An 18304-nucleotide genomic window follows, 5' to 3' on the forward strand; every position below is an offset into this window, starting at 1 on the left:
AGCGGCACGCTCCGCGCGTACGGCGAACACCCTCCATCCCGGCACTCCCGGCATCCGCTTCGCTGCGCCGGTCGGCCGGGCGGCGCTGCGCGCCGTCCTCCGGCCTGCCCCACTGACGGCCTCACACATAAGAGCCACGCCGGCCAGCGGCTCCCTACGAGCGCCGTCAGGGTCACCGCGGACTGCCGGTCCTGGCGCTCGACTGCCGCGACGGCTTCGCCGCCTTGCCACCGATCAAGGGGCTAGCCGGGCTGCGGAACAAGCGGGATGAGCATCCCTCCGCGCCGATGTAGACGTCGGTGGTCATCGAGCTAGCCTCGCTTGAGGGAGGCGCAGTGGACGCGATCAGCAAGTACCTCGATCTTGTGGACGAGGTCATGCGGCGATACCCGGACCAGCGCGAGGGCCAAGCGCACTACAACGCCTTGCGGATGGGGTGGCCTCATCTTGAAGCACAGGTGCTCGGTACCGACCGAGACTGCTACGGCTCCGACAAAGCGTTGCCCAGGTTGCTCGCCTGGATCGACCAGGTCCTGCCGCATGAGGAGCAGCACCCCGACGTGCCAGCATGACAACGGCCGACGACGCTGCGCCAAGGCTGGAGCGAGTACCTTGGCCCAACGCCACCGGCCGCGTTCTAGGCTCAGTGTCGGGATGATGGCAGAGGTGCGGGCGGCCAGAGGACCAAGATCGACGGCACACTTTAGCCTCAGAAAACGACGGCAAGCGTCGAGAAGCGACTGTCCACAGTGCTCAGATCAAGACCGCATCCGCGCAGGTAGCGAGCACTGTCGACGAAGATCAGCAAACAACGCCGATCGACTTCCGGAAATCTTCGGGTTCAGGGTTCGAGTCCCTGGCGGCCCACCACCTCGCCTGACGTGCGCCTCCCGCACCAGGTCGCGCCAACGCGCGATCCGCCGGACCCCACGGCGGTTCACGCGCGGCCTGAGTCGCGAGGCGGTGACCGGGTAGGCAGCTGCCCTGGATACCGTGTAGCTGTGAGCGATCCTGTCGATGTCCTGGAGCAACTGGAGAGGCAGGCCGACCGGCTGGTGGCCGAGTTTGCCGACTGGGCTGCCGGTCAGGGACTCGATGCCGATCTCTTCGTCATCGAGGCGGCGCTGAGCTCACGGGTCGCGGGTGATGGTGTGCTCGACCGCTGGGACATGGCTGATGTCGAACGCCTTCTGCTGGACTGGTTCCCGCGAAAGGTCACCCTGGAGCAGTCCGGGCTGCCCGGAGTCATCACGACGTTGCACCACTGGGTCGACTTCCTGGTCGCGGCTCGCGGCGGTGAAGCCGGCCGTGTGGACGTGCTGCACTCGGCCGTCGAGCGGTGCGCTGCGGAGTTTCGGGCGAGGATGAGCGACGAGCGCAACCACGGGCCCGCCAAGTTCTGGATGACCAGGATGCTGGAGCACGGTGTCGATGTCGCGGACGGGGATGCCGTCAACGGCTTTCTGGGGGCCGTTCAGGCTGGTGAGATCGACTACGACCAGGACGTGCTGGCCGAGATCATGCGCCGGCACGCGGCCGGTGGTGAGGACGGCCCGGCTTTCCAGGAGGACGACTCGGCGCCGTTGCCGCCTGTGCTGGTTCCGTCCGAGGGCGAGCTGGCGTCTGCTGCCGAGAACACCGACCTGGTGGTCCGGTTTCGGGCGTTGGTGACGTGGGTGGGTGCGGGTCGTACGTTGACCGCCACGAAGCGTCTGCGGGTTGCGGACGCCCGCGAACTGGCGTTGCGGCTGGGGGTGGATGGCGCTTTTCTGGGGCGGGCTCGCAGCAGCGCGGACCTGCCGGAGGTGTCCCTGCTGGTGGCCTGGGCCAGGGCCGCTCGTCTCGTGCGGGTGGTCAAAGGAAGGCTGCTGGTGGTCAAGAGCTCGATCGGCCTGCTGGACCGGCCCTTGGACCTGTGGTTGCGGGCGTTCGAGGCGTTCGGTGCGCTGGGGCCGGCGGCGTGTGGGCCCGAGAGCCCCTACGAAGCCCCTTCACTGCTCGGGCAGGTGCTGCCGGAGGTGACGCTGGATCTGTGGCTGAGCCTCTACACCGCGGGCGAGGCACCTGTGCCGGTGGAACTGCTGGCCGGGCGCACTCGCGAGGTGGTGACGGCCGGGTTCGGCTTCGGTGCCGGTGGGCTGTTCCTCGACCTGCGCGAGATGATGTGGCGGCGCGATCTCACCGCTGTTCTCACGGCCCTGGAGACCTCAGGTGCACTGGAGCTGAGGACGTCGGCGGACCCGTGGGAACGGGACAAGATCGCCGAACTGTCCGGCAGGGACGATCCCGACCTCACTCTTGTGCAACTGACTCCACTCGGGCTGTGGGGTGTGCGCGAGGCGTTGCGTGCGGAGGGGTTCGACGCACCCTCGGCGGAGGAACTGGCACACGCTCCGCTGGCGCGGCTGCTCGATGCCATCGAGCACTGTGGACCTGAGATCGCGTCGTCCTTGCTGGAGGCCTGGGCCACGTCCAGGAACGCCGAGGTGGCGGCGACCGAGCTGGCGGCGTTCTGCGTGAACGGGCCCTCGCCCGCGACGCGGCTGCTGGCGTGGGCCGCGTTGGGACATACCGGCGAGGCTGGTGCGGACCAGGCCCGCCGGTTGCGCTCCGAGGGGGGTGTGGCGGGCGGGATGGCCACCGAATGGCTGGTCAGCCACGGTGAGCTGGCCTCTGGGGCCGCCGGGCACCAGGAGATGATGCTCGCGCTGTCGGAGAACCTGGCGGCCGCGCACGACCACGGGATCCTGATCGACGAACTGGCCGGACATCCTGTCCACGACCAGCTCGGCCTGGTGCGTGCGATGGCCACCGCCGGCCACCCCGACAGCGTCGCGATGTTGACCACCATCTCCCACGACCACCCGAGACGCGAGGTCGCCGCCGCGGCAGCCGAGGCACTCGGCAGCAGCCGGCGGTAGTCACGTCCCGGGTGGGCTGCGCACAACGAAAAGAGCTCAGTGGTGCACGCCCTCCGCGGACCCGCTCGTCCGGTTCGGCAGCAGAGCCGCCACCACGATCGTCGCCACCGCCAGCCCGGCAGCGACCACGAACGCCAGCCTCATGCCGCTCAACTGCGCCGCAGCCGCATCGACACCATCGGCGAGCAGCTGACCCGAACGCGCCGACATCACGGTGACGACCAGCGCGGTGCCGACAGCCGCCGCGACCTGCTGCAGAGTGCCGAGGATCGAGCTGCCGTGCGGGTACAGCGGCGACGGCAGGGCGCCCATGCCCAGGGTGAAGATCGGGGTGAAGGTGGCGGCCAGGCCCACCATCAGCAGGGCGTGGAGGGCCAGGACCTGCCAGTACGGCATGGACATCGACACCTGGGTGAAGCCGGCCAGCGACAGGACGATGGCCACGGAGCCCGGGATGATCAGCGGGCGGCTGCCCAGGCGGTCGTAGAGGCGTCCCACCGTCGGGCCCAGCAGGCCCATGGCCAGGCCGCCCGGCATCAGGAGCAGGCCCGTCTGCAACGGGGTGAGGGCTCGCAGGTTCTGCAGGTAGAGGGGCAGCAGGATCATCGAGCCCATCATGGCCAGGAAGGCGATGCACATCAGGGCCAGGGACAGGGCGAACGTGCGGTGCTTCAGGGTGCGCAGGTCCATCAGCGGGGAGTCGGTGCGCTGGAGCTTGATCTGGCGGAACACGAAGAGGGCGATGGTGACGGCTCCTGCCGCCACGATGCCGATGCCCAGGCTGCTCTCGTGCTCGCCGAACAGGCTCAGGCCGTAGACCAGGCCTCCGAAGCCCAGGGTCGCCATGGCGGCGCTCGCCCAGTCGATGGTGCTGACCTTCGGTTCGCCGATGTTGGTCAGTTGGCGCAGACCGAAGTGGGTCACGGCGCCCGCGATGGGCAGGACGGCCACGAACAGCAGGCGCCAGGAGCCCAGCTGCAGGATCAGGCCGGAGATGGCCGGGCCGAGGGCCGGGGCCACGGAGATCGCCAACGTCACGTTGCCCATCACGCGGCCGCGGTCGCGTTCCGGCACGACGGTCATCAGGGTCGTCATCAGCAGCGGCATCATCACCGCGGTGCCGGCGGCCTGGACGATGCGGCCCAGCAGCAGGACGGTGAACGTCGGCGCCACCGCGCACAGGGCGGTTCCGGTCAGGAAGACGCCCATCGCGATCGTGTAGCCCTGGCGGGTGGTGACGCGCTGCAGGAACCAGCCGGTGACCGGGATCACGGCCGCCATCGTCAGCATGAACGCCGTGGAGACCCACTGCGCCGCCTGTTCGGTGACGTGCATCGACTCCATGAGGCGCGGGATCGCGTTGATCATCAGCGTCTCGTTGAGGATCACGACGAACGTGGCCAGCACCAGCAGGCGCACTACCAGGGGTGTTCTGCCCGCTTCGGTGGTCGGTCGTTCTTGCGTCGCAGCAGGCATGTCAGGCCCTCACTAGGTAGCGGTCGTCTCGCGGCCGAGGCGGTCGGCGTGCTTCGTGACACCGGTGGAGACCGGCAGCTCTGACAGAACTCATCGGTGTGTCCGAAGTGTTCCCCATCGCCGCCTGCTCCTCACCCCAATTCCGCCAGGAGCGGATCAGGACCTCGTCCTCTCACCCAGACGTCGAACCGCCGGCGCCCGAATCGACACCGGCGGCGAAGAAATCTGCGCGAAGAAGAAAGATGCAGGTCAGAGCACCGTGATGACGACGTTGCCGCGCTTGTGGCCGGAGTCGACGTGCCGGTGCGCCTCGGCGATCCGGGCGAGCGGATACGTGCGATCAATCACGACGCGCAGCTTGCCGCCATCTGCCAGAGAGCTGATGACGGGCAGCAGCGCGCGCTTGTTCACCGAGATGCCCACGATCACGCGTCTGCTGCGGAACAACGTCCACAACGCCCACAGGTTGTTCGTCAGGCCGGTCGTGGGGACGTATCGGCCGTGAAGTCGTGTGCGGTGTAGTCGATGACCTCATCGGCGCCGAGCGATCTGACCAGGTCGACGTTCGACGGACCGCACACGGCCGTCACGGAGGCGCCGAGGTGCTTCGCCAACTGCACGGCGTAGGTGCCGATGCTGTCGGACGCGCCGTTGACCAGGACTCGCTCACCCGGACGGATCTTCGCCCTGTCCCGCAGGAAGAACAGCGCCGTGGTGGCACCGTCGACGGCAGCGGCCGCCTCGGCGAACGTCAGGCCGGCCGGCTTCGGCGCCAGCGACCGCGTCACGGCAGCGCCGACGGCCTCGACCACGCCGGAGACCTCCAGCCCCAACGTCCGGAGCGCGGCACGAGGGCGGCGCAGGCCGAGGATCACCCGTCCCCACAACGGCTCGCCGCGGCGCATCGCGGTCTCGGCCGACGTCACCGTGGTGGCGTGCACCTTGATCAGGACGTCGGACGGACGGAGGAGCGGGACCGGTCTGTCGACGACCTGGACGACCTCGGGCGGGCCGAAGCTCGTGTGCACGGCGGCTCTCATGCGCTGACGGTAAGGAGCGGTGGATCCGTTGTGGCGGAACGGAATCGCGGTTCAGGGAGAAAGCAGGGTCTCCACTTGGGGGGACCGGACCACGGGCCGAGACGAAGGTTCGGACCGCGGGCCGATCCGGCCGGGCGCGCGCGGTGGAAGCGTTGCCGGGCATGAGGTTTCCGAACGGGTGGGTGGGCGGCGCGGCGTTGGTGGCCGGGCCGGTTCTGTTGCTGGTGGGCACGCTGTTGCGGTCGCCGTTCCCCTTCTTCTTCCCGGACCAGCTGCGGGCGGTGGCCGAGCATCCGGTGTTGATGAAGGCCGCGTACACGACGTTCCTGGCCGGCAACGTCGTGATGTGGGCCGCGGTGGCGCACCTCGTGCAGCGGATCGGCGAGACCAGACCGAGGTGGGCGGACTGGGCGGGGGTGCTGGTGACGGTGGGGCTGTTCGAGCGGACCTTCCACGCCGGCGTCGACCAGGCGGCGTTCACGGCGACCGCTCACCTGGGTGTCGAGCAGGCCACCGAACTGGTCGCGGGCGGGTACGGGGAGCTGCACCTGTTCAGCTTCCTGTCGTTCACGATCATGTTCGGCTGGTTCGTGCTCGCGGTCGCGGCCCACCTGGGCGGTGAGCTCGGGAAGGTGCGCTCGGTCGCGTTGGCAGCCATGGGGTTGTTGCCGCTGGGGGTGTTGAAGGGCACCGAGGTCGTCTCGATCATCGGGACGGCGGGGTTGTGCGTCGCCCTGGTGCCGCTGGGAGTCCGGGTGATCAGCCGGCAGCCGCGGCCGACGCGCCGCAACGTGCTGACGGTGGTGCCCGTCGTCGTCGGGCTAGGGGTGCTCGCGGTGCTGAGCACGCTGGGATGAGGCGGAGGGCCAGGCGAACCACAGGCCGGTGAAGACGGCGAAGGCCACGGCACCGACCACGATGGACGGCCACAGGCCCAGGATCACCTCGGCCAGCATGAGGACGGTGCCGGTCATCGCGAGCGCGAGGAAGCCGAGGCCCACCAACACGAACGTGTTGCCCGAGCTGACGACGTCCTCCCGGCGGCCCTGGCGGAACAGGACGCGGTGCCAGGCCGCGGGGGCGGTGAGGAACGCGACGGCCACGGCGGCGCAGAGCACCGTGACCAGGTGGGTGACGCGGACGTAACCGCTGGTCGTGGCGTACTTGTCGGTGAAGGCGATGGAGAGCAGGAAGCCGAAGAGGATCTGCACGCCCGCTTGGGCCACGCGCAGCTCCTGGAGCAGCTCGTTCACGTTGCGGGCGAGTCTGCGTTGGTCGGATTCCTCGGCTTCGCTCATCGGCCCTCGCGTACCCGGCGAGGATGGGCCGAAACGCCCATCCGCACGTCAGAGCACTAGCCGCGGTTGATCACGAAGAAATCCGTCACGAACGCCACCGGGTCGCCCGCGGTGTTGCGGCCCACCCACGTCGGGTAGACGCCGTCGCCCCAGCCGGTCGAGAACGCCACGACGTTCAGGCCCGACATCGGGTCGGTGACGTTGGCGGGACCGCGGCCACCGCCCACCGCGCCGAGCGCGTCGATCAGGTCGCAGTTGCCCACCTCGTCGTCGCCGGCCAGGCGGTCCAGCGCGGCCGCGGCGGAGAGGTCGAAGAACGCGCCGGTGCTCGACTTCACGTCGTAGCCGAACTCCGGCATCACGGGCAGCATCGGCACGTGCTCGCCCGGCACCACGGCCGGTCTCCACGAGTAGGCCGGCTCGTCCCGCACCGTCACCCTCGCCGCGGCGACCCGGTAGCCCTGCCGCACGTCGGGGAAGCCGTCGCCGTCGACCCACGAGACCAGCGAGACCGACACCGGGTACGAGCCGGGAGGGACCTCCTCGGTGAACGCCTCGGCGTCCTCCGGCCACAGCACGAACGGGTCGGCCGCGACGAGCCGGCCCGTCGGCAGGGCCAGGTCACCGACCTGCTGCACCGTGACGACCTGCTGCTCGCCGCCCCCGGTCGGCTTGCCGACCGGTCCGTCGACGAAGAACCGCTCGAACCCGGTCCTGATCAGTTCAACCGCCCCCACGCGTAGGCCACCTCCTGAAGGCATGTTGGCAGAAGCCCCCGACACCCGATCGGGGCACCAGGGGTGTGCGCGGGACGTGAGGACCGCCCGGAACCGGCCGCACGGGCGCGGCGCTGGGCAGATGTCGAAACGCTGTGCGGTCGGCGGTCGTGGCGGGTGACATCACGACCGAGAAGGTTGACGCAGATGTAACAGCCGGCTCGACCTTGCGGGGAGCGTCCTCGCGCTGGAACCGGCGTGGCGGGTCTGAGCAGTGCCGTAACCTGGGGGGCGTGTCCGTCCCCACCCTGAAGATCGGCCCGTTCGCCGTCGACCCGCCCGTTGTGCTGGCGCCCATGGCCGGCATCACCAACGTGGCGTTCCGGCAGCTGTGCCGTCAGTACGGGGCCGGGCTCTACGTCTGCGAGATGATCACCGCCAGGGCGCTCGTCGAGCGCGACGCGATGACCATGCACATGATCACGTTCGACGAGGACGAGAGCCCTCGGTCCATGCAGCTCTACGGGGTCGACCCGAAGAACGTCGGCGAGGCCACGAAGATGATCGTGGACGAGAACCTCGCCGACCACATGGACATGAACTTCGGCTGTCCCGTGCCCAAGGTGACGCGCAAGGGCGGTGGGGCGGCGCTGCCGTACAAGCGGGAGCTCTTCCGGCAGATCGTACGGGCCGCGGTGCGCAACGCGGGCGACATGCCGGTCACCGTCAAGTTCCGCATCGGCATCGACGACGAGCACCTCACGTACCTCGACGCCGGCCGGATCGCGCAGGACGAGGGCGCGCAGGCCGTGGCGTTGCACGCGCGCACGGCGTCGCAGCGGTACTCGGGCAAGGCCGACTGGTCGGCCATCGCGCGGCTCAAGGAGGCCGTGACGGGCATCCCGGTGCTCGGCAACGGCGACATCTTCAGCGCCCAGGACGCGCTCGACATGGTCGCGGAGACCGGGTGCGACGGCGTGGTCGTCGGGCGCGGGTGCCTCGGCAGGCCCTGGCTGTTCCGCGACCTGCAGGCGGCGTTCCGCGGTGAGCCGATCCCCGAGGGTCCGGCGCTGGGCGAGGTCGCGCAGGTCCTGCGCACGCACGCCACGCTGCTCGCCGCGCACTACGGCGAGGACAAGGGCCTGCGGGACCTCCGCAAGCACATGGCCTGGTACTGGCACGGCTTCCCGGTCGGCGGCGACACGCGGCGGGCGTTCGCGATGGTGTCGAGCCTGCAGCAGCTGGACGACCTCATCGGGCAGCTCGACCCCGCGGTGCCGTTCCCCGAGAACGCCGAGGGGCCGCGCGGCCGGCAGGGGTCCGCGGCGAAGGTCGTGCTCCCGGAGGGGTGGCTGGACGACCCCGAGGACGCGACCGTCCCCGCCGGCGCGGACGTGATGCACTCCGGTGGCTGAACGCGTCGCTTTGCTCCTCGCCTCGCTCGCGCTGCTCGCGGGCTGCGGCGGTCCTGTCGCGGGCACGCCGAAGCCCGCCCAGCTCAGTGATGACGACCGGGCGAAGTTCAGGCAGTTCTACGAACGCCTGAACAAGGCGGGTGACGAGGGCGCCACGCAGCAGTCGAAGCTGCTCAAGGACACTCAGCACCCCGACTTCCGGCAGAAGGTCTGCGACCTGCGCGGTGCCACCATCAAGGTCGAACCGACCTGGTCCACGCTTCGCGTCGACGCCGACTGGGCACCCCCCGGTGACAAGGCCCATCCCCGTGGCGACGTCTACGTCGTGGCGGTCACGATCACCCTGCGCCAGGAGGGTGCGGTGATCGGAAACCAGATCGGATCCCTGCACGTCGTGCTGTTGGACGACCAGGTGTACGGGTTCGCACCCTGCCTCGGTGGCTGAGCGGGTTGTCGATCTTCCAAGCTCACTGGATCGGAGCAGCTGACGGTCAACCGGACGGGGGAAATCCCACCCGCTCGTGTCCTTGTAGCTCAAGCGGCGCCTCTTGGGGGACGACACCTGCCAAGTAAGGAGGTGACCGCGATGACCGCACTGCGACCCGAGACGGCCCAGCAGACCCCGCACAAGACAGCGCAGAAGACCGCCCACGAGACGCCCCAGCAGACCGCCCAGCAGGGTGCGCAGGCCCGTCAGGCCGACGCCGGTGTCGACAGGCAGGGCCCTGGGCTCGTCGGGCTGCACGAGTCCATCGCGACGTTGCTCGCCTCCCGCGGCCAGTGGCGCCAGGCGTACCAGCACCTCCGCTCCGCGCTCGACCTCGTCCACGCGGACCAGGTCGAGCAGCCGCACGTCCCCGAGCAGCTGCGGCGCGAGGTCGACCGGCTGCGGAAGGAACACGCCGAGGCGCGCGAGCAGAGCCTGCGCGACAGCCTCACCGACTCCTACAACCGCCGCTACCTCGACCAGCGGCTGATCGACCTGCTGGCCGAGCACGGCGCCTGCCGGCACGGGCTCGCCATCGCGCTGATCGACCTCGACTGGTTCAAGCAGGTCAACGACACCTTCGGCCACCTCCTCGGCGACCGCGTGCTCCAGCGCGTCGTCGAGCTCCTGCAGCAGGAGCTGCCCGAGGGCGCCTTCTGCGCCCGCTACGGCGGCGAGGAGTTCGTGCTCGTGCTGCCACGGGTCGACGCCGCCACGGCCGTCGAGATCGCCGAGGCGGCCCGCGAACGTGTCGAGCGTCACGCCTGGCAGGAGATCGCCCCGAACCTGCGCGTGACGGTCAGCGCGGGCCTCGCGTACGAGCCTCCCGCGGACGAGGTTCCCGAGCGTCCGGCGGTCAGCGCCGAGCAGCAGCTGCTGCGCGCCGACAGCCTCCTGTACACGGCCAAGCAGTCAGGTCGCAACGCCGTGGCGTACCGTGCCGACGGACGGGTTCGCCTGGCAGGCGCTGCCGCGGGCAGGCGTGCCATCGATGAGACACGTGTTCTCGGTTACTACTGAGTGAGCTGGCTCACCCGTTCAGGGCAAGCAGACTGCGCGTAATCGCGTACTGATCGCAGCTGTATCACCCGGAGTGGTCGTCAGAAGTCGGCTACATCCGTAGTATCGCGGGCGCAACTGACACGCCGGTGATGCAACCCTTGTGTCCCGGTCGTCGTCACTTCGTAATGACGATCCGCTTTTGCTTCTGACCCAGAAGGGAGATTGGGTGCCCGACGACCCCCGACGTGGCGGCCCCTCTTCCCGCGGTGATCAGGATCCCCAGCACGACCAGCCGACCGGCCGTAGACGTCGCTCGATGGAAGGCTCTGGGGGCCTGAGCGTCTCGGACCTCATCGAGCAGCACAGCAGGACGAACATCCCCCGACCCGTCCCGCCAGGCTCGCCCGACGCTTCCACTACAGGCAGGCGCGCCCTGCCGGATCCTCCTGCCACGGGCAGGCGTGCTCTGCCGGACCCCCCGGCGCAGCAGCCGCAGCAGCCCCAGGCCCCGCGGCAGCAGCCGCCCGCCGCTCACCGGCCTGGTGAGCAGACGGGTGCGCGCCAGCGGCCTGACCAGGCACCACCGCAGAACTTCACGGGTGACACCGGCAGGCGACGCGTGCCGGACGCCCCCGCGGGCCCTCCGAACGGCGCGGTGCGGCCGCCCGGCGAGCAGACCGGTCAGCGGCCGCGTCCGGACGCCACGGGCATGCAGCGCCGCCCGGCCCCCGGCCCGCAGAACGGAGCGGTCCGGCCGCCCGAGGCGGACGCCACCGGCACGAGGCGACGTCCCGCACCCGGCGAGATGGGCCCGAACGGCGCACCACGCCGCATGCCGCCCGGTGACGCGCCGTCCGCGAACGGCATCCCGCGCCCGCCGGCACCCGGTGACCCGCGGCGCATGCCTCCCGGCGACGCCCCGTCGGCGAACGGCATCCCGCGGCGCCCCGCTCCCGGTGCGCCCGAGGCCGGCATGAACACCGGCACCGTGCGCAGGCCCGACGCGGGCGGTCCGCCGCCGCGCAGGCTCGCCCCCGGCGACGCGCCGTCGTCCAACGGCATCCCGCGCCCGCCGGCACCCGACGGCGCGCACCCCGGCCTCAAGCGTCCTCCCGCCGACAGCCCGGCGCCCCGGCGTCTCCTGCCGGGCGACGCGCCGTCGTCGAACGGCATCGCGCGCCCGCAGGCACCCGCCGAGGGACCGGACACGACCGGACGCCGCCCCGTGCCCCCGAACGGGGACGCGACCGGCCGCAGTCCCGTGCCGTCCCGCGCGGAGTCGAGCGGCCCACGGCCGATGCCCCCGCGGGCGGAGTCGAGCGGTCCCCGCCCGGCGCCCGGCGCGGGTGGCGGTGGCATCTCCAACCGGCTCGGAGCGTCCGACGCGGCCGCGCCGGAGGAGCCCCCTGCCGACGGTCCCGGCCCCGAGGCCACCCAGATCGCCTCGGCGGCGGGCGTGGCCAAGGTCGAGAAGCGCGAAGACATGGACCCGCTGAGCCTCACCACCGAGATGGAGGCCATCGGCGACGACGTGAAGAAGCGCCGCGAGGTGGACCACACCCTCGCGCGGTTCTCCGCGGTGCACGACGAGCTGCTCGAGCAGGAGCGCCTGCGCAAGGAGCGGCGCGCCAAGCTCATGCCGTGGGTCAAGGACGGCGAGGACGACGAGGAGGCGACCCAGTTCGCCGACCCCGTCGTCGTCGAGACCGACAGCGACGGCAAGCCGAGGCTCCTGCCCGGACGCACGCCCAAGCAGCGCAGGCTGATGCGCGGCGCCAAGATCTCGGCGGTCGCCGCCGCGGCCGCGGTGTTCGCGTCGACCGGCATCGGCTGGGCCGCCATGCAGTGGGCCGACTCCAAGATCCAGAAGATCGACGCGCTCGGCGGCAACTCGCAGGCCGTGCAGCAGGCGGAGAAGCAGCTCGGCGACGAGAACTTCCTGCTGGTCGGCTCCGACACCAGGGCAGGCGCGAAGGCGGGCGACAACGTCGGAACCCAGGACCAGGAAGGCGGTGCGCGGTCGGACGTGATCATGCTCGCGCACATCCCCGCCGACCGGAAGCGCATGGTCGTCGTGTCGCTGCCGCGCGACGTGCGCGTGGACCGGCCGAACTGCCGCTCCTGGAACTCGGACAACGGGCAGTACGCCGGTCCGCTGGCGCCGGCGAAGGACGTCATGGCGAACTCGGTGTACGCCGAGGGCGGGCCCGAGTGCGTGGCCAACATGATGACCCAGATGACCGGGTTGAAGATCAACCACTTCGTCAGCATCGACTTCATCGGCTTCCGCGAGATGTCGACGGCGATCGGCGGCGTGGAGATCTGCACGCCCACGAAGATCGTCGACGACGAGCTCGGTGTGGTGATCGACAAGCCGGGCAAGCACGTCCTCAAGGGCGACCAGGCGCTGCAGTACGTGCGCGCCCGCAAGGTCCAGGCCAAGGGTGACGGCGGCACGGACTTCGACCGCATCAAGCGGCAGCAGGGTTTCCTCTCGGCGATGTTGCGCCAGGCGCTGTCGAACGAGGTGCTGCTGAGCCCGACGAAGCTCAACAACTTCATCAACGCGCTCACGAAGTCCACGGTCGGCGACAACATCGACGTCGCCTCGCTGCTGGAGCTCGCGAACTCGTTGCAGAGCCTCGACGCCGGCCGCGTCTCGTTCGTGACGATGCCGCACTGGACCGACGAGGGCCCGACGCTGTCGAACAACGACAACATCGAGCGCCTCAAGGACGACGAGATCAAGGCGTTGTTCCAGACGATCATCGACGGAACGCCGCTGCCGCAGGAGAAGCCCACCGAGGGCAAGCCCGGCGAGAACACCCCTCCCGCGCAGCAGCCCGGCACGGTGATCGACCCCAAGGACGTCACGATCCAGGTGTTCAACGGCGACCCCGACAACGACGGTGGTGCCGGGATCACGTCGAACGCGTTGAAGCAGAAGGGGTTCAAGGTCGCCACCCAGGGCAACGCCCCGGAGAACGCGGCCAAGACCACCATCAGGTACTCGAAGGGCAACGAGAACAAGGCGGCGACGCTCAAGGCCGCGGTGCCCAGCGCGGAACTGGTGGAGGCTCCGGAGATGGGCGGCGCCGTGGTGCTGACCCTGGGGTCGAACTTCGACGGCAAGGTCGTGGGCCCGCAGGCGGGCACGCAGCAGGGCACCCCGCAGAACCAGGGAGAACCGGGCAAGGATCTGTCCATTGTGAACGCGGCACAGGACCCCTGCGCGGCGAAGTGATTCGCCTGGGGTTCACCTCGGGTTCATCCTGGCATGTCGCTGCCGCGATGGTCGGGACGTAGGCTGAGCGCCATGCGCGAGGCCTACCACGACCAGCTAGAAGAGCTCGCCGAACGACTGGCCGACATGACCGGCATGGTCGCCGAGGCGATGCAGAACGCGACCGCTGCCCTGCTGCAGGCCGACCTCGGCCTCGCCGAGCAGGTCATCAGCGGCGACCAGAAGGTCGACGACGTCCGCTCCAGCATCGAGGAGCAGTCGTACGCGCTGCTCGCTCTGCAGGCACCGGTCGCGACCGACCTGCGCACGGTGCTCGCGGTGATCCACGCCGCGGAGAGCGTCGAGCGCATGGGCGACCTGGCCCTGCACGTGGCGAAGGCCGCGCGCCGCCGCCACCCGTCGTCGGCGATCCCCGAGGACGTCCAGCCGTACTTCAGCGAGATGGGCCGGATCGCGGTCCAGCTCGCGCAGGAAGCGGCGGAGATCATCCGCAACAAGGACGTCGACCGCGCGCGCAGCCTCGAGGACGAGGACGACGCGATGGACGACATCCACCGCCACCTGTTCTCGGTGATCATGGACAAGGACTGGCAGCACGGCGTGCCGAGTGCGGTGGACGTGACCCTGCTGGGTCGGTTCTACGAGCGCTACGGCGACCACGCCGTGTCGGTCGCCAAGCGCACGGTCTTCGTCGTCACCGGCCGGATGCCCGGCTACGGCGACGACGAGAACCTCTAGAGCCCCTTACCGAAACTGCCCATCGCGCTCTGCCACCAGCTCCGGATCGGCGTAGGCCTCGGAGAACTCGGCGAGCACGGTGGGCAGTTCTTCGTCCCAGGCCGCCCGCGCCTCGTCACGCGGCAGGTCCCGCGCGTCGGCCGTGAAGTACGCCCATGCGCGCACGATGTCCGGCAGCAGAGCCAGGTCCGCGTCCGAGACGTGCAGCTTCGCCGCCACGTTCAGGATCAGCACCGCCGTGAGGGACGCCGGCCCGTAGACCACCGGGTCGCGGTTCTGGTCCACGGCAGCGGAAGCGACGATGCGCGCGAACGCCCGTGCGGCCTCGACGTCGGCGATCCCGTGCTCCGAAGCCAGGAACGCCTCGACGGCCTCGTCCGTCCTTTCCGGACTGACGGCGGGGATCTCGTACTCGTCGGGCACCAGCGCGCGCACGCGGGCGTCGGCCAGTGCGATCAGCTGGACGGGGTGGCGCACGTCCTCCGACCCGATCAGGCCCTCCTCGGTCTCCTCGTCGGGCCCGTCCTCCCAGAACTGCTCGACGTCGGGCCACACGCGGTCGAAGACGTCGCTGGCGCTCAGCGGCGTGATCCTGTCCTCGAACGCGTCGGGCGTCGAGGCGATCATGTCCTCCAGCAACGCCACCGTGCCCTCGTCCGGCGTCGCGAACAGCTCGATGGCGGTGGCGCCGAGCACCGGCTGGCGCATGAACAGCACGGTCTCGCCCACGCCGGCGCGTTCCTGCGTGATCGCGACGACCTCGACGTCGCCCAGCAGGTTCGTGACGAGGAAGGCGTCGCGGAAGTCGACCAGCGTGCCGGGGACGTACCAGGACGGTTCGGCGACACCGCGGGCCGCGACGGCTTCCGCGGCGGCGAAGGCCTCGGCGCGGTGCTCCGCGGAGCCCACCCCGGACAGCGCGCGTAACGCGGTGAGCGCGGCCGGGTCGTCCATCTTCCTCAACGCCTCGACCATCGGCGTGTGGCCGGAGCCCGCCAGCCAGAGCGTGGCGTAGAGCTCGCTCGCCCAGGCGTCCGCGAGCAGCCACGACTCCGAACGCAGCGCGGCCGCCGACTCGAGCAGCGCCCCGTACGGGGACTGCTCCTGCCGGCGGCCGGGTGCCTTGCCTTGCTTCTTCTTGCGGGACTTGCTCTGCGGGCTCACGCCAGGAGAATTTAGCCGAAGCGGCCGGAGATGTAGTCCTCGGTCGCCTTCTGGCCGGGGTTGGAGAAGATCTTCTCCGTGTCGTCCACCTCGATCAGCTGTCCCGGCTGACCGACACCCAGCAGGTTGAAGAACGCGGTCTGGTCGGACACGCGCGCCGCCTGCTGCATGTTGTGGGTCACGATGACGATCGTGTACTCCTTCTTCAGCTCCGTGATCAGGTCCTCGATCGCCAGCGTGGAGATCGGGTCCAGGGCGGAGCAGGGCTCGTCCATCAGCAGCACGTCGGGCTGCACCGCGATGGCGCGCGCGATGCACAGACGCTGCTGCTGACCACCGGAGAGGCCGCCGCCGGGACGCTCCAGGCGGTCCTTGACCTCGTTCCAGAGGTTGGCGCCGCGCAACGAGCGCTCGGCGACCTCGTCGAGCTCCTTCTTGTTCTTCACGCCCGCGAGCTTCAGGCCCGCCACCACGTTGTCGCGGATGGACATCGTGGGGAACGGGTTGGGGCGCTGGAACACCATGCCGATGGTGCGGCGCACCTCGACCGGGTCCACAGTGGACGCGTAGATGTCCTCGCCGTCGAGCAGCACCTTGCCCTCGACGCGCGCGCCGGGCGCCACCTCGTGCATGCGGTTGAGCGACCGCAGCACGGTCGACTTGCCGCAGCCGGAGGGGCCGATGAACGCGGTGACGTTCTTCGGCGGCACCGCGAGCGAGACGTTCTCCACGGCGTGGAACTTGCCGTAGAAGAGGTTCAGGTCCTTGATGTCGAGTCGCTTGGCCATGTCCGCCCGCTCACTTCGTCTTCGGCGCCAGCGCCCGCGAGATCACGGTCGCCAGGAGGTTGAACAGGGTGATGAGGACGACGAGGGTGATCGCCGCGCCCCAGATGCGCTCGAAACCGGCCTGCGTCGGGTTGTTGCGCTCGTTCACCATCATCAACGGCAGCGAGGCCATCGGGCCGTCGAACAGGTTGTAGTTGATGAACGGCGCGTAGGCCGCGAGCACCAGCACCGGCGCGGTCTCGCCCATGACGCGGGCGAGGGCCAGCATGATGCCGGTCAGGATGCCGGAGAGCGCCGTCGGGATGACGATCTTGACGATCGTCTTCCACTTGGGGATGCCCAGCGCGTAGGAGGCCTCGCGCAGCTCGTCCGGGACGATCTTGAGCATCTCCTCGGTCGTGCGCACGATGACCGGCACCATCAGCAGCACCAGCGCGAGCGACACGGCGAGCGCGCTGCGGCCGAGTCCGAACGTCGTGATCCAGACCGTGTAGACGAACAGCGCCGCGACGATCGACGGGACACCGGTGAGGATGTCGACCATGAACGTCGTCGCCTTCGAGAGCCGCGACCGGCCGCCGTACTCGACGAGGTAGATCGCGATCATGATGCCGATCGGCACCGAGATCACGGCGCAGACGAGGCCCTGGACCAGCGTTCCGTAGATCGCGTGGTACGCGCCGCCGCCCTGCTGGCGGGCCAGCAGGCCCGACATGGACTTCTGCCACCAGTCACCGTCGAGGATGACCGGGAAGCCCCGCTGCAGCACCGTGTAGAGCACCCAGACCAGCGGGACGATCGCGACCAGGAACGCGCCCCAGACGAGCGCGGTGGCGAGGCCGTTCTTGACCCGGCGCGAGACGCTGACCGCCTGGAACGTCGGCGGCGTCGCGAGGCGCTGAGGATCCGCGAGATTCGTGCTCACTCGTACTCCTTGTGGCCGGCGACGATCGAGCGCGCGATGGCGTTCACGACGAAGGTCAGCACGAACAGCACCAGACCGGCGGCGATGTAGGCGCCTGCCGAGCGCGGGTCGTTGAACTCGGGCGCGGCGAGCGCGATCTTCGAGGCGAACGTCGAGCCGCCGTCGAAGAGCGACCAGCCGAACGAGGCGGTCGCGGTGCTCAGGATGATCGCGACGGCGATGGTCTCGCCGAGCGCGCGGCCGAGGCCGAGCATCGAGGCGCTGATGTAGCCGGCCTTGCCGAACGGCAGGACGGTCGTGCGCACGACCTCCCACTTCGTCGCGCCGAGGGCGATCGCGCCCTCGATGTGCATCGACGGCGTGCGCTCGAAGACCTCGCGGCTCACGGCCGTGATGATCGGCAGGATCATCACCGCGACGACGATGCCCGCGGTGAAGACGGTGCCGCCGAGCTGCACGTTGACGTTGCCCTTGGCGAAGAGCGGGAACCAGCCGAGGTTCTCGATCAGCCACTCCGAGAACGGGTAGAGCACCGGCCCGAGCACGAACAGGCCCCAGAGACCGAAGACGATCGAGGGGACCGCGGCGAGCAGGTCGACGACGTAGGCGAACGGCCTGGCGAGGTTGCGCGGCGCGTACTGCGTGAGGAACAAGGCGATGCCCAGCGCGATCGGCATGGCGATCAGCAGGGCCAGCAGCGCGACGACGACCGTGACGAGCGTCAGGTCGAGGATGCCGAACCGCAGGTTGGAGGCGTCGGTCGTGTTCCACTCGCGACTGGTCAGGAAGTTGACGTTGTCCAGTCCGAGCGACGGGATGGCCTGCAGGATCAGGAACAGGCCGATCGCGCCGATGAGGACGACGATGAAGACACCGGACCCCGTCGCCAGGCCGCGGAAGATGCGGTCGCCCGGCCGGACGTGAGGTGCCTTGGTCGTTTCTGGAGCTTCCGGTGTCGGGGGAATCGGAGCCTCCGAGGCGTGGGGAGCAGCCGCGACGCCCCCGCCCGCTCCGGACTCACCGGAGCGGGCGGGGCGCTTGGCCACGACGGGATCGTTCATCGCGTCTGTGTCAGCCGAAGTTTCGCATC

Annotated in this window: 17 protein-coding genes; 8 read left to right on the forward strand and 9 right to left on the reverse strand. The window is 69.8% G+C overall.

Annotated elements, in window-relative coordinates; all coding sequences use genetic code 11:
- The first annotated feature begins 335 nt into the window (after positions 1-335).
- Entirely contained in the window at positions 336-572 is a 237-nt protein-coding gene (locus ACFWV3_RS10210) for a hypothetical protein (RefSeq protein WP_382410345.1), read from the forward strand.
- A 429-nt stretch (positions 573-1001) separates the two neighbouring features.
- Positions 1002-2921, forward strand: a complete 1920-nt coding sequence (locus ACFWV3_RS10215; RefSeq protein WP_382410347.1) for a hypothetical protein — start codon at positions 1002-1004, stop codon at positions 2919-2921.
- A 36-nt stretch (positions 2922-2957) separates the two neighbouring features.
- On the opposite strand, the gene ACFWV3_RS10220 is transcribed toward ACFWV3_RS10215, so the two are convergent.
- From ACFWV3_RS10220 to ACFWV3_RS10230, 3 genes are all read right to left on the reverse strand, one after another.
- On the reverse strand, positions 2958-4340 hold the full coding sequence (locus ACFWV3_RS10220; protein WP_382410349.1) for an MDR family MFS transporter: 1383 nt from the start codon (positions 4338-4340) through the stop codon (positions 2958-2960).
- A 306-nt stretch (positions 4341-4646) separates the two neighbouring features.
- Positions 4647-4853 carry a zinc-binding dehydrogenase gene (locus ACFWV3_RS10225; RefSeq protein WP_382410351.1) on the reverse strand — a complete coding sequence of 69 codons (207 nt, stop codon included), beginning with the start codon at positions 4851-4853 and terminating at the stop codon, positions 4647-4649.
- A gap of 17 nt (positions 4854-4870) precedes the next feature.
- Positions 4871-5437 (reverse strand): NAD(P)-dependent alcohol dehydrogenase, encoded by a 567-nt coding sequence (locus ACFWV3_RS10230; RefSeq protein ID WP_382410353.1) that lies wholly within the window; start codon positions 5435-5437, stop codon positions 4871-4873.
- Between the two features lie 161 nt (positions 5438-5598).
- On the opposite strand from ACFWV3_RS10230, the gene ACFWV3_RS10235 reads away from it, so the two are divergent.
- Positions 5599-6294 (forward strand): hypothetical protein, encoded by a 696-nt coding sequence (locus ACFWV3_RS10235; RefSeq protein ID WP_382410355.1) that lies wholly within the window; start codon positions 5599-5601, stop codon positions 6292-6294.
- Here the strand turns inward: ACFWV3_RS10235 and ACFWV3_RS10240 are convergent.
- A complete protein-coding gene (locus tag ACFWV3_RS10240) occupies positions 6259-6735 on the reverse strand; it encodes a DUF6328 family protein (RefSeq protein ID WP_382410357.1) in 477 nt (158 codons plus the stop codon). The genes ACFWV3_RS10235 and ACFWV3_RS10240 overlap by 36 nt on opposite strands.
- Before the next feature lie 56 nt (positions 6736-6791).
- Positions 6792-7472: a DUF4241 domain-containing protein gene (locus ACFWV3_RS10245; protein WP_382410359.1), complete on the reverse strand. Its 681-nt coding sequence runs from the start codon at positions 7470-7472 to the stop codon at positions 6792-6794.
- A gap of 272 nt (positions 7473-7744) precedes the next feature.
- Here ACFWV3_RS10245 and dusB point away from each other — a divergent pair, with 272 nt between their 5' ends.
- From dusB to phoU, 5 genes are all read left to right on the forward strand, one after another.
- Positions 7745-8866, forward strand: a complete 1122-nt coding sequence (gene dusB / locus ACFWV3_RS10250; RefSeq protein WP_382410361.1) for a tRNA dihydrouridine synthase DusB — start codon at positions 7745-7747, stop codon at positions 8864-8866.
- Positions 8859-9311, forward strand: a complete 453-nt coding sequence (locus tag ACFWV3_RS10255; RefSeq protein WP_382410363.1) for a hypothetical protein — start codon at positions 8859-8861, stop codon at positions 9309-9311. The genes dusB and ACFWV3_RS10255 overlap by 8 nt, the downstream gene beginning before the upstream one ends.
- A 141-nt stretch (positions 9312-9452) precedes the next feature.
- Complete coding sequence (locus ACFWV3_RS10260) at positions 9453-10373, forward strand: GGDEF domain-containing protein (protein ID WP_382410365.1); 921 nt, start codon at positions 9453-9455, stop codon at positions 10371-10373.
- A gap of 298 nt (positions 10374-10671) precedes the next feature.
- Positions 10672-13599: an LCP family protein gene (locus ACFWV3_RS10265; protein ID WP_382410367.1), complete on the forward strand. Its 2928-nt coding sequence runs from the start codon at positions 10672-10674 to the stop codon at positions 13597-13599.
- A 72-nt stretch (positions 13600-13671) separates the two neighbouring features.
- Entirely contained in the window at positions 13672-14337 is a 666-nt protein-coding gene (phoU, locus tag ACFWV3_RS10270) for a phosphate signaling complex protein PhoU (RefSeq protein ID WP_382410369.1), read from the forward strand.
- Between the two features lie 6 nt (positions 14338-14343).
- Here the strand turns inward: phoU and ACFWV3_RS10275 are convergent, their stop codons facing one another.
- From ACFWV3_RS10275 to pstC, 4 genes are read right to left on the reverse strand one after another with little or no spacing between them, the layout of a single operon-like run.
- On the reverse strand, positions 14344-15501 hold the full coding sequence (locus tag ACFWV3_RS10275; protein ID WP_382410371.1) for a hypothetical protein: 1158 nt from the start codon (positions 15499-15501) through the stop codon (positions 14344-14346).
- An 11-nt stretch (positions 15502-15512) separates the two neighbouring features.
- Entirely contained in the window at positions 15513-16289 is a 777-nt protein-coding gene (gene pstB, locus ACFWV3_RS10280; RefSeq protein ID WP_330854097.1) for a phosphate ABC transporter ATP-binding protein PstB, read from the reverse strand.
- A 10-nt stretch (positions 16290-16299) separates the two neighbouring features.
- A complete protein-coding gene (gene pstA / locus ACFWV3_RS10285) occupies positions 16300-17214 on the reverse strand; it encodes a phosphate ABC transporter permease PstA (RefSeq protein WP_382410374.1) in 915 nt (304 codons plus the stop codon).
- The gene (pstC, locus tag ACFWV3_RS10290) at positions 17211-18275 is read right to left on the reverse strand and encodes a phosphate ABC transporter permease subunit PstC (protein ID WP_382410376.1); all 1065 of its coding nucleotides are present in this window, start codon (positions 18273-18275) and stop codon (positions 17211-17213) included. Before pstC ends, pstA begins: the two co-directional genes overlap by 4 nt.
- Positions 18276-18304: the final 29 nt, after the last annotated feature.

Origin of the sequence: Lentzea sp. NPDC059081 (assembly GCF_042738015.1) — a bacterium.
GTDB lineage: Bacteria > Actinomycetota > Actinomycetes > Mycobacteriales > Pseudonocardiaceae > Lentzea.

What these genes read in the sequence shown, in the direction of transcription:
- ACFWV3_RS10230 (WP_382410353.1), bottom strand. Translation starts at nt 5,437, where the DNA reads ATGAGAGCCGCCGTGCACACGAGCTTCGGCCCGCCCGAGGTCGTCCAG.
- ACFWV3_RS10260 (WP_382410365.1), top strand. Translation starts at nt 9,453, where the DNA reads ATGACCGCACTGCGACCCGAGACGGCCCAGCAGACCCCGCACAAGACA.
- phoU (WP_382410369.1), top strand. Translation starts at nt 13,672, where the DNA reads ATGCGCGAGGCCTACCACGACCAGCTAGAAGAGCTCGCCGAACGACTG.
- ACFWV3_RS10265 (WP_382410367.1), top strand. Translation starts at nt 10,672, where the DNA reads ATGGAAGGCTCTGGGGGCCTGAGCGTCTCGGACCTCATCGAGCAGCAC.
- ACFWV3_RS10240 (WP_382410357.1), bottom strand. Translation starts at nt 6,735, where the DNA reads ATGAGCGAAGCCGAGGAATCCGACCAACGCAGACTCGCCCGCAACGTG.
- pstC (WP_382410376.1), bottom strand. Translation starts at nt 18,275, where the DNA reads ATGAACGATCCCGTCGTGGCCAAGCGCCCCGCCCGCTCCGGTGAGTCC.
- ACFWV3_RS10235 (WP_382410355.1), top strand. Translation starts at nt 5,599, where the DNA reads ATGAGGTTTCCGAACGGGTGGGTGGGCGGCGCGGCGTTGGTGGCCGGG.
- pstB (WP_330854097.1), bottom strand. Translation starts at nt 16,289, where the DNA reads ATGGCCAAGCGACTCGACATCAAGGACCTGAACCTCTTCTACGGCAAG.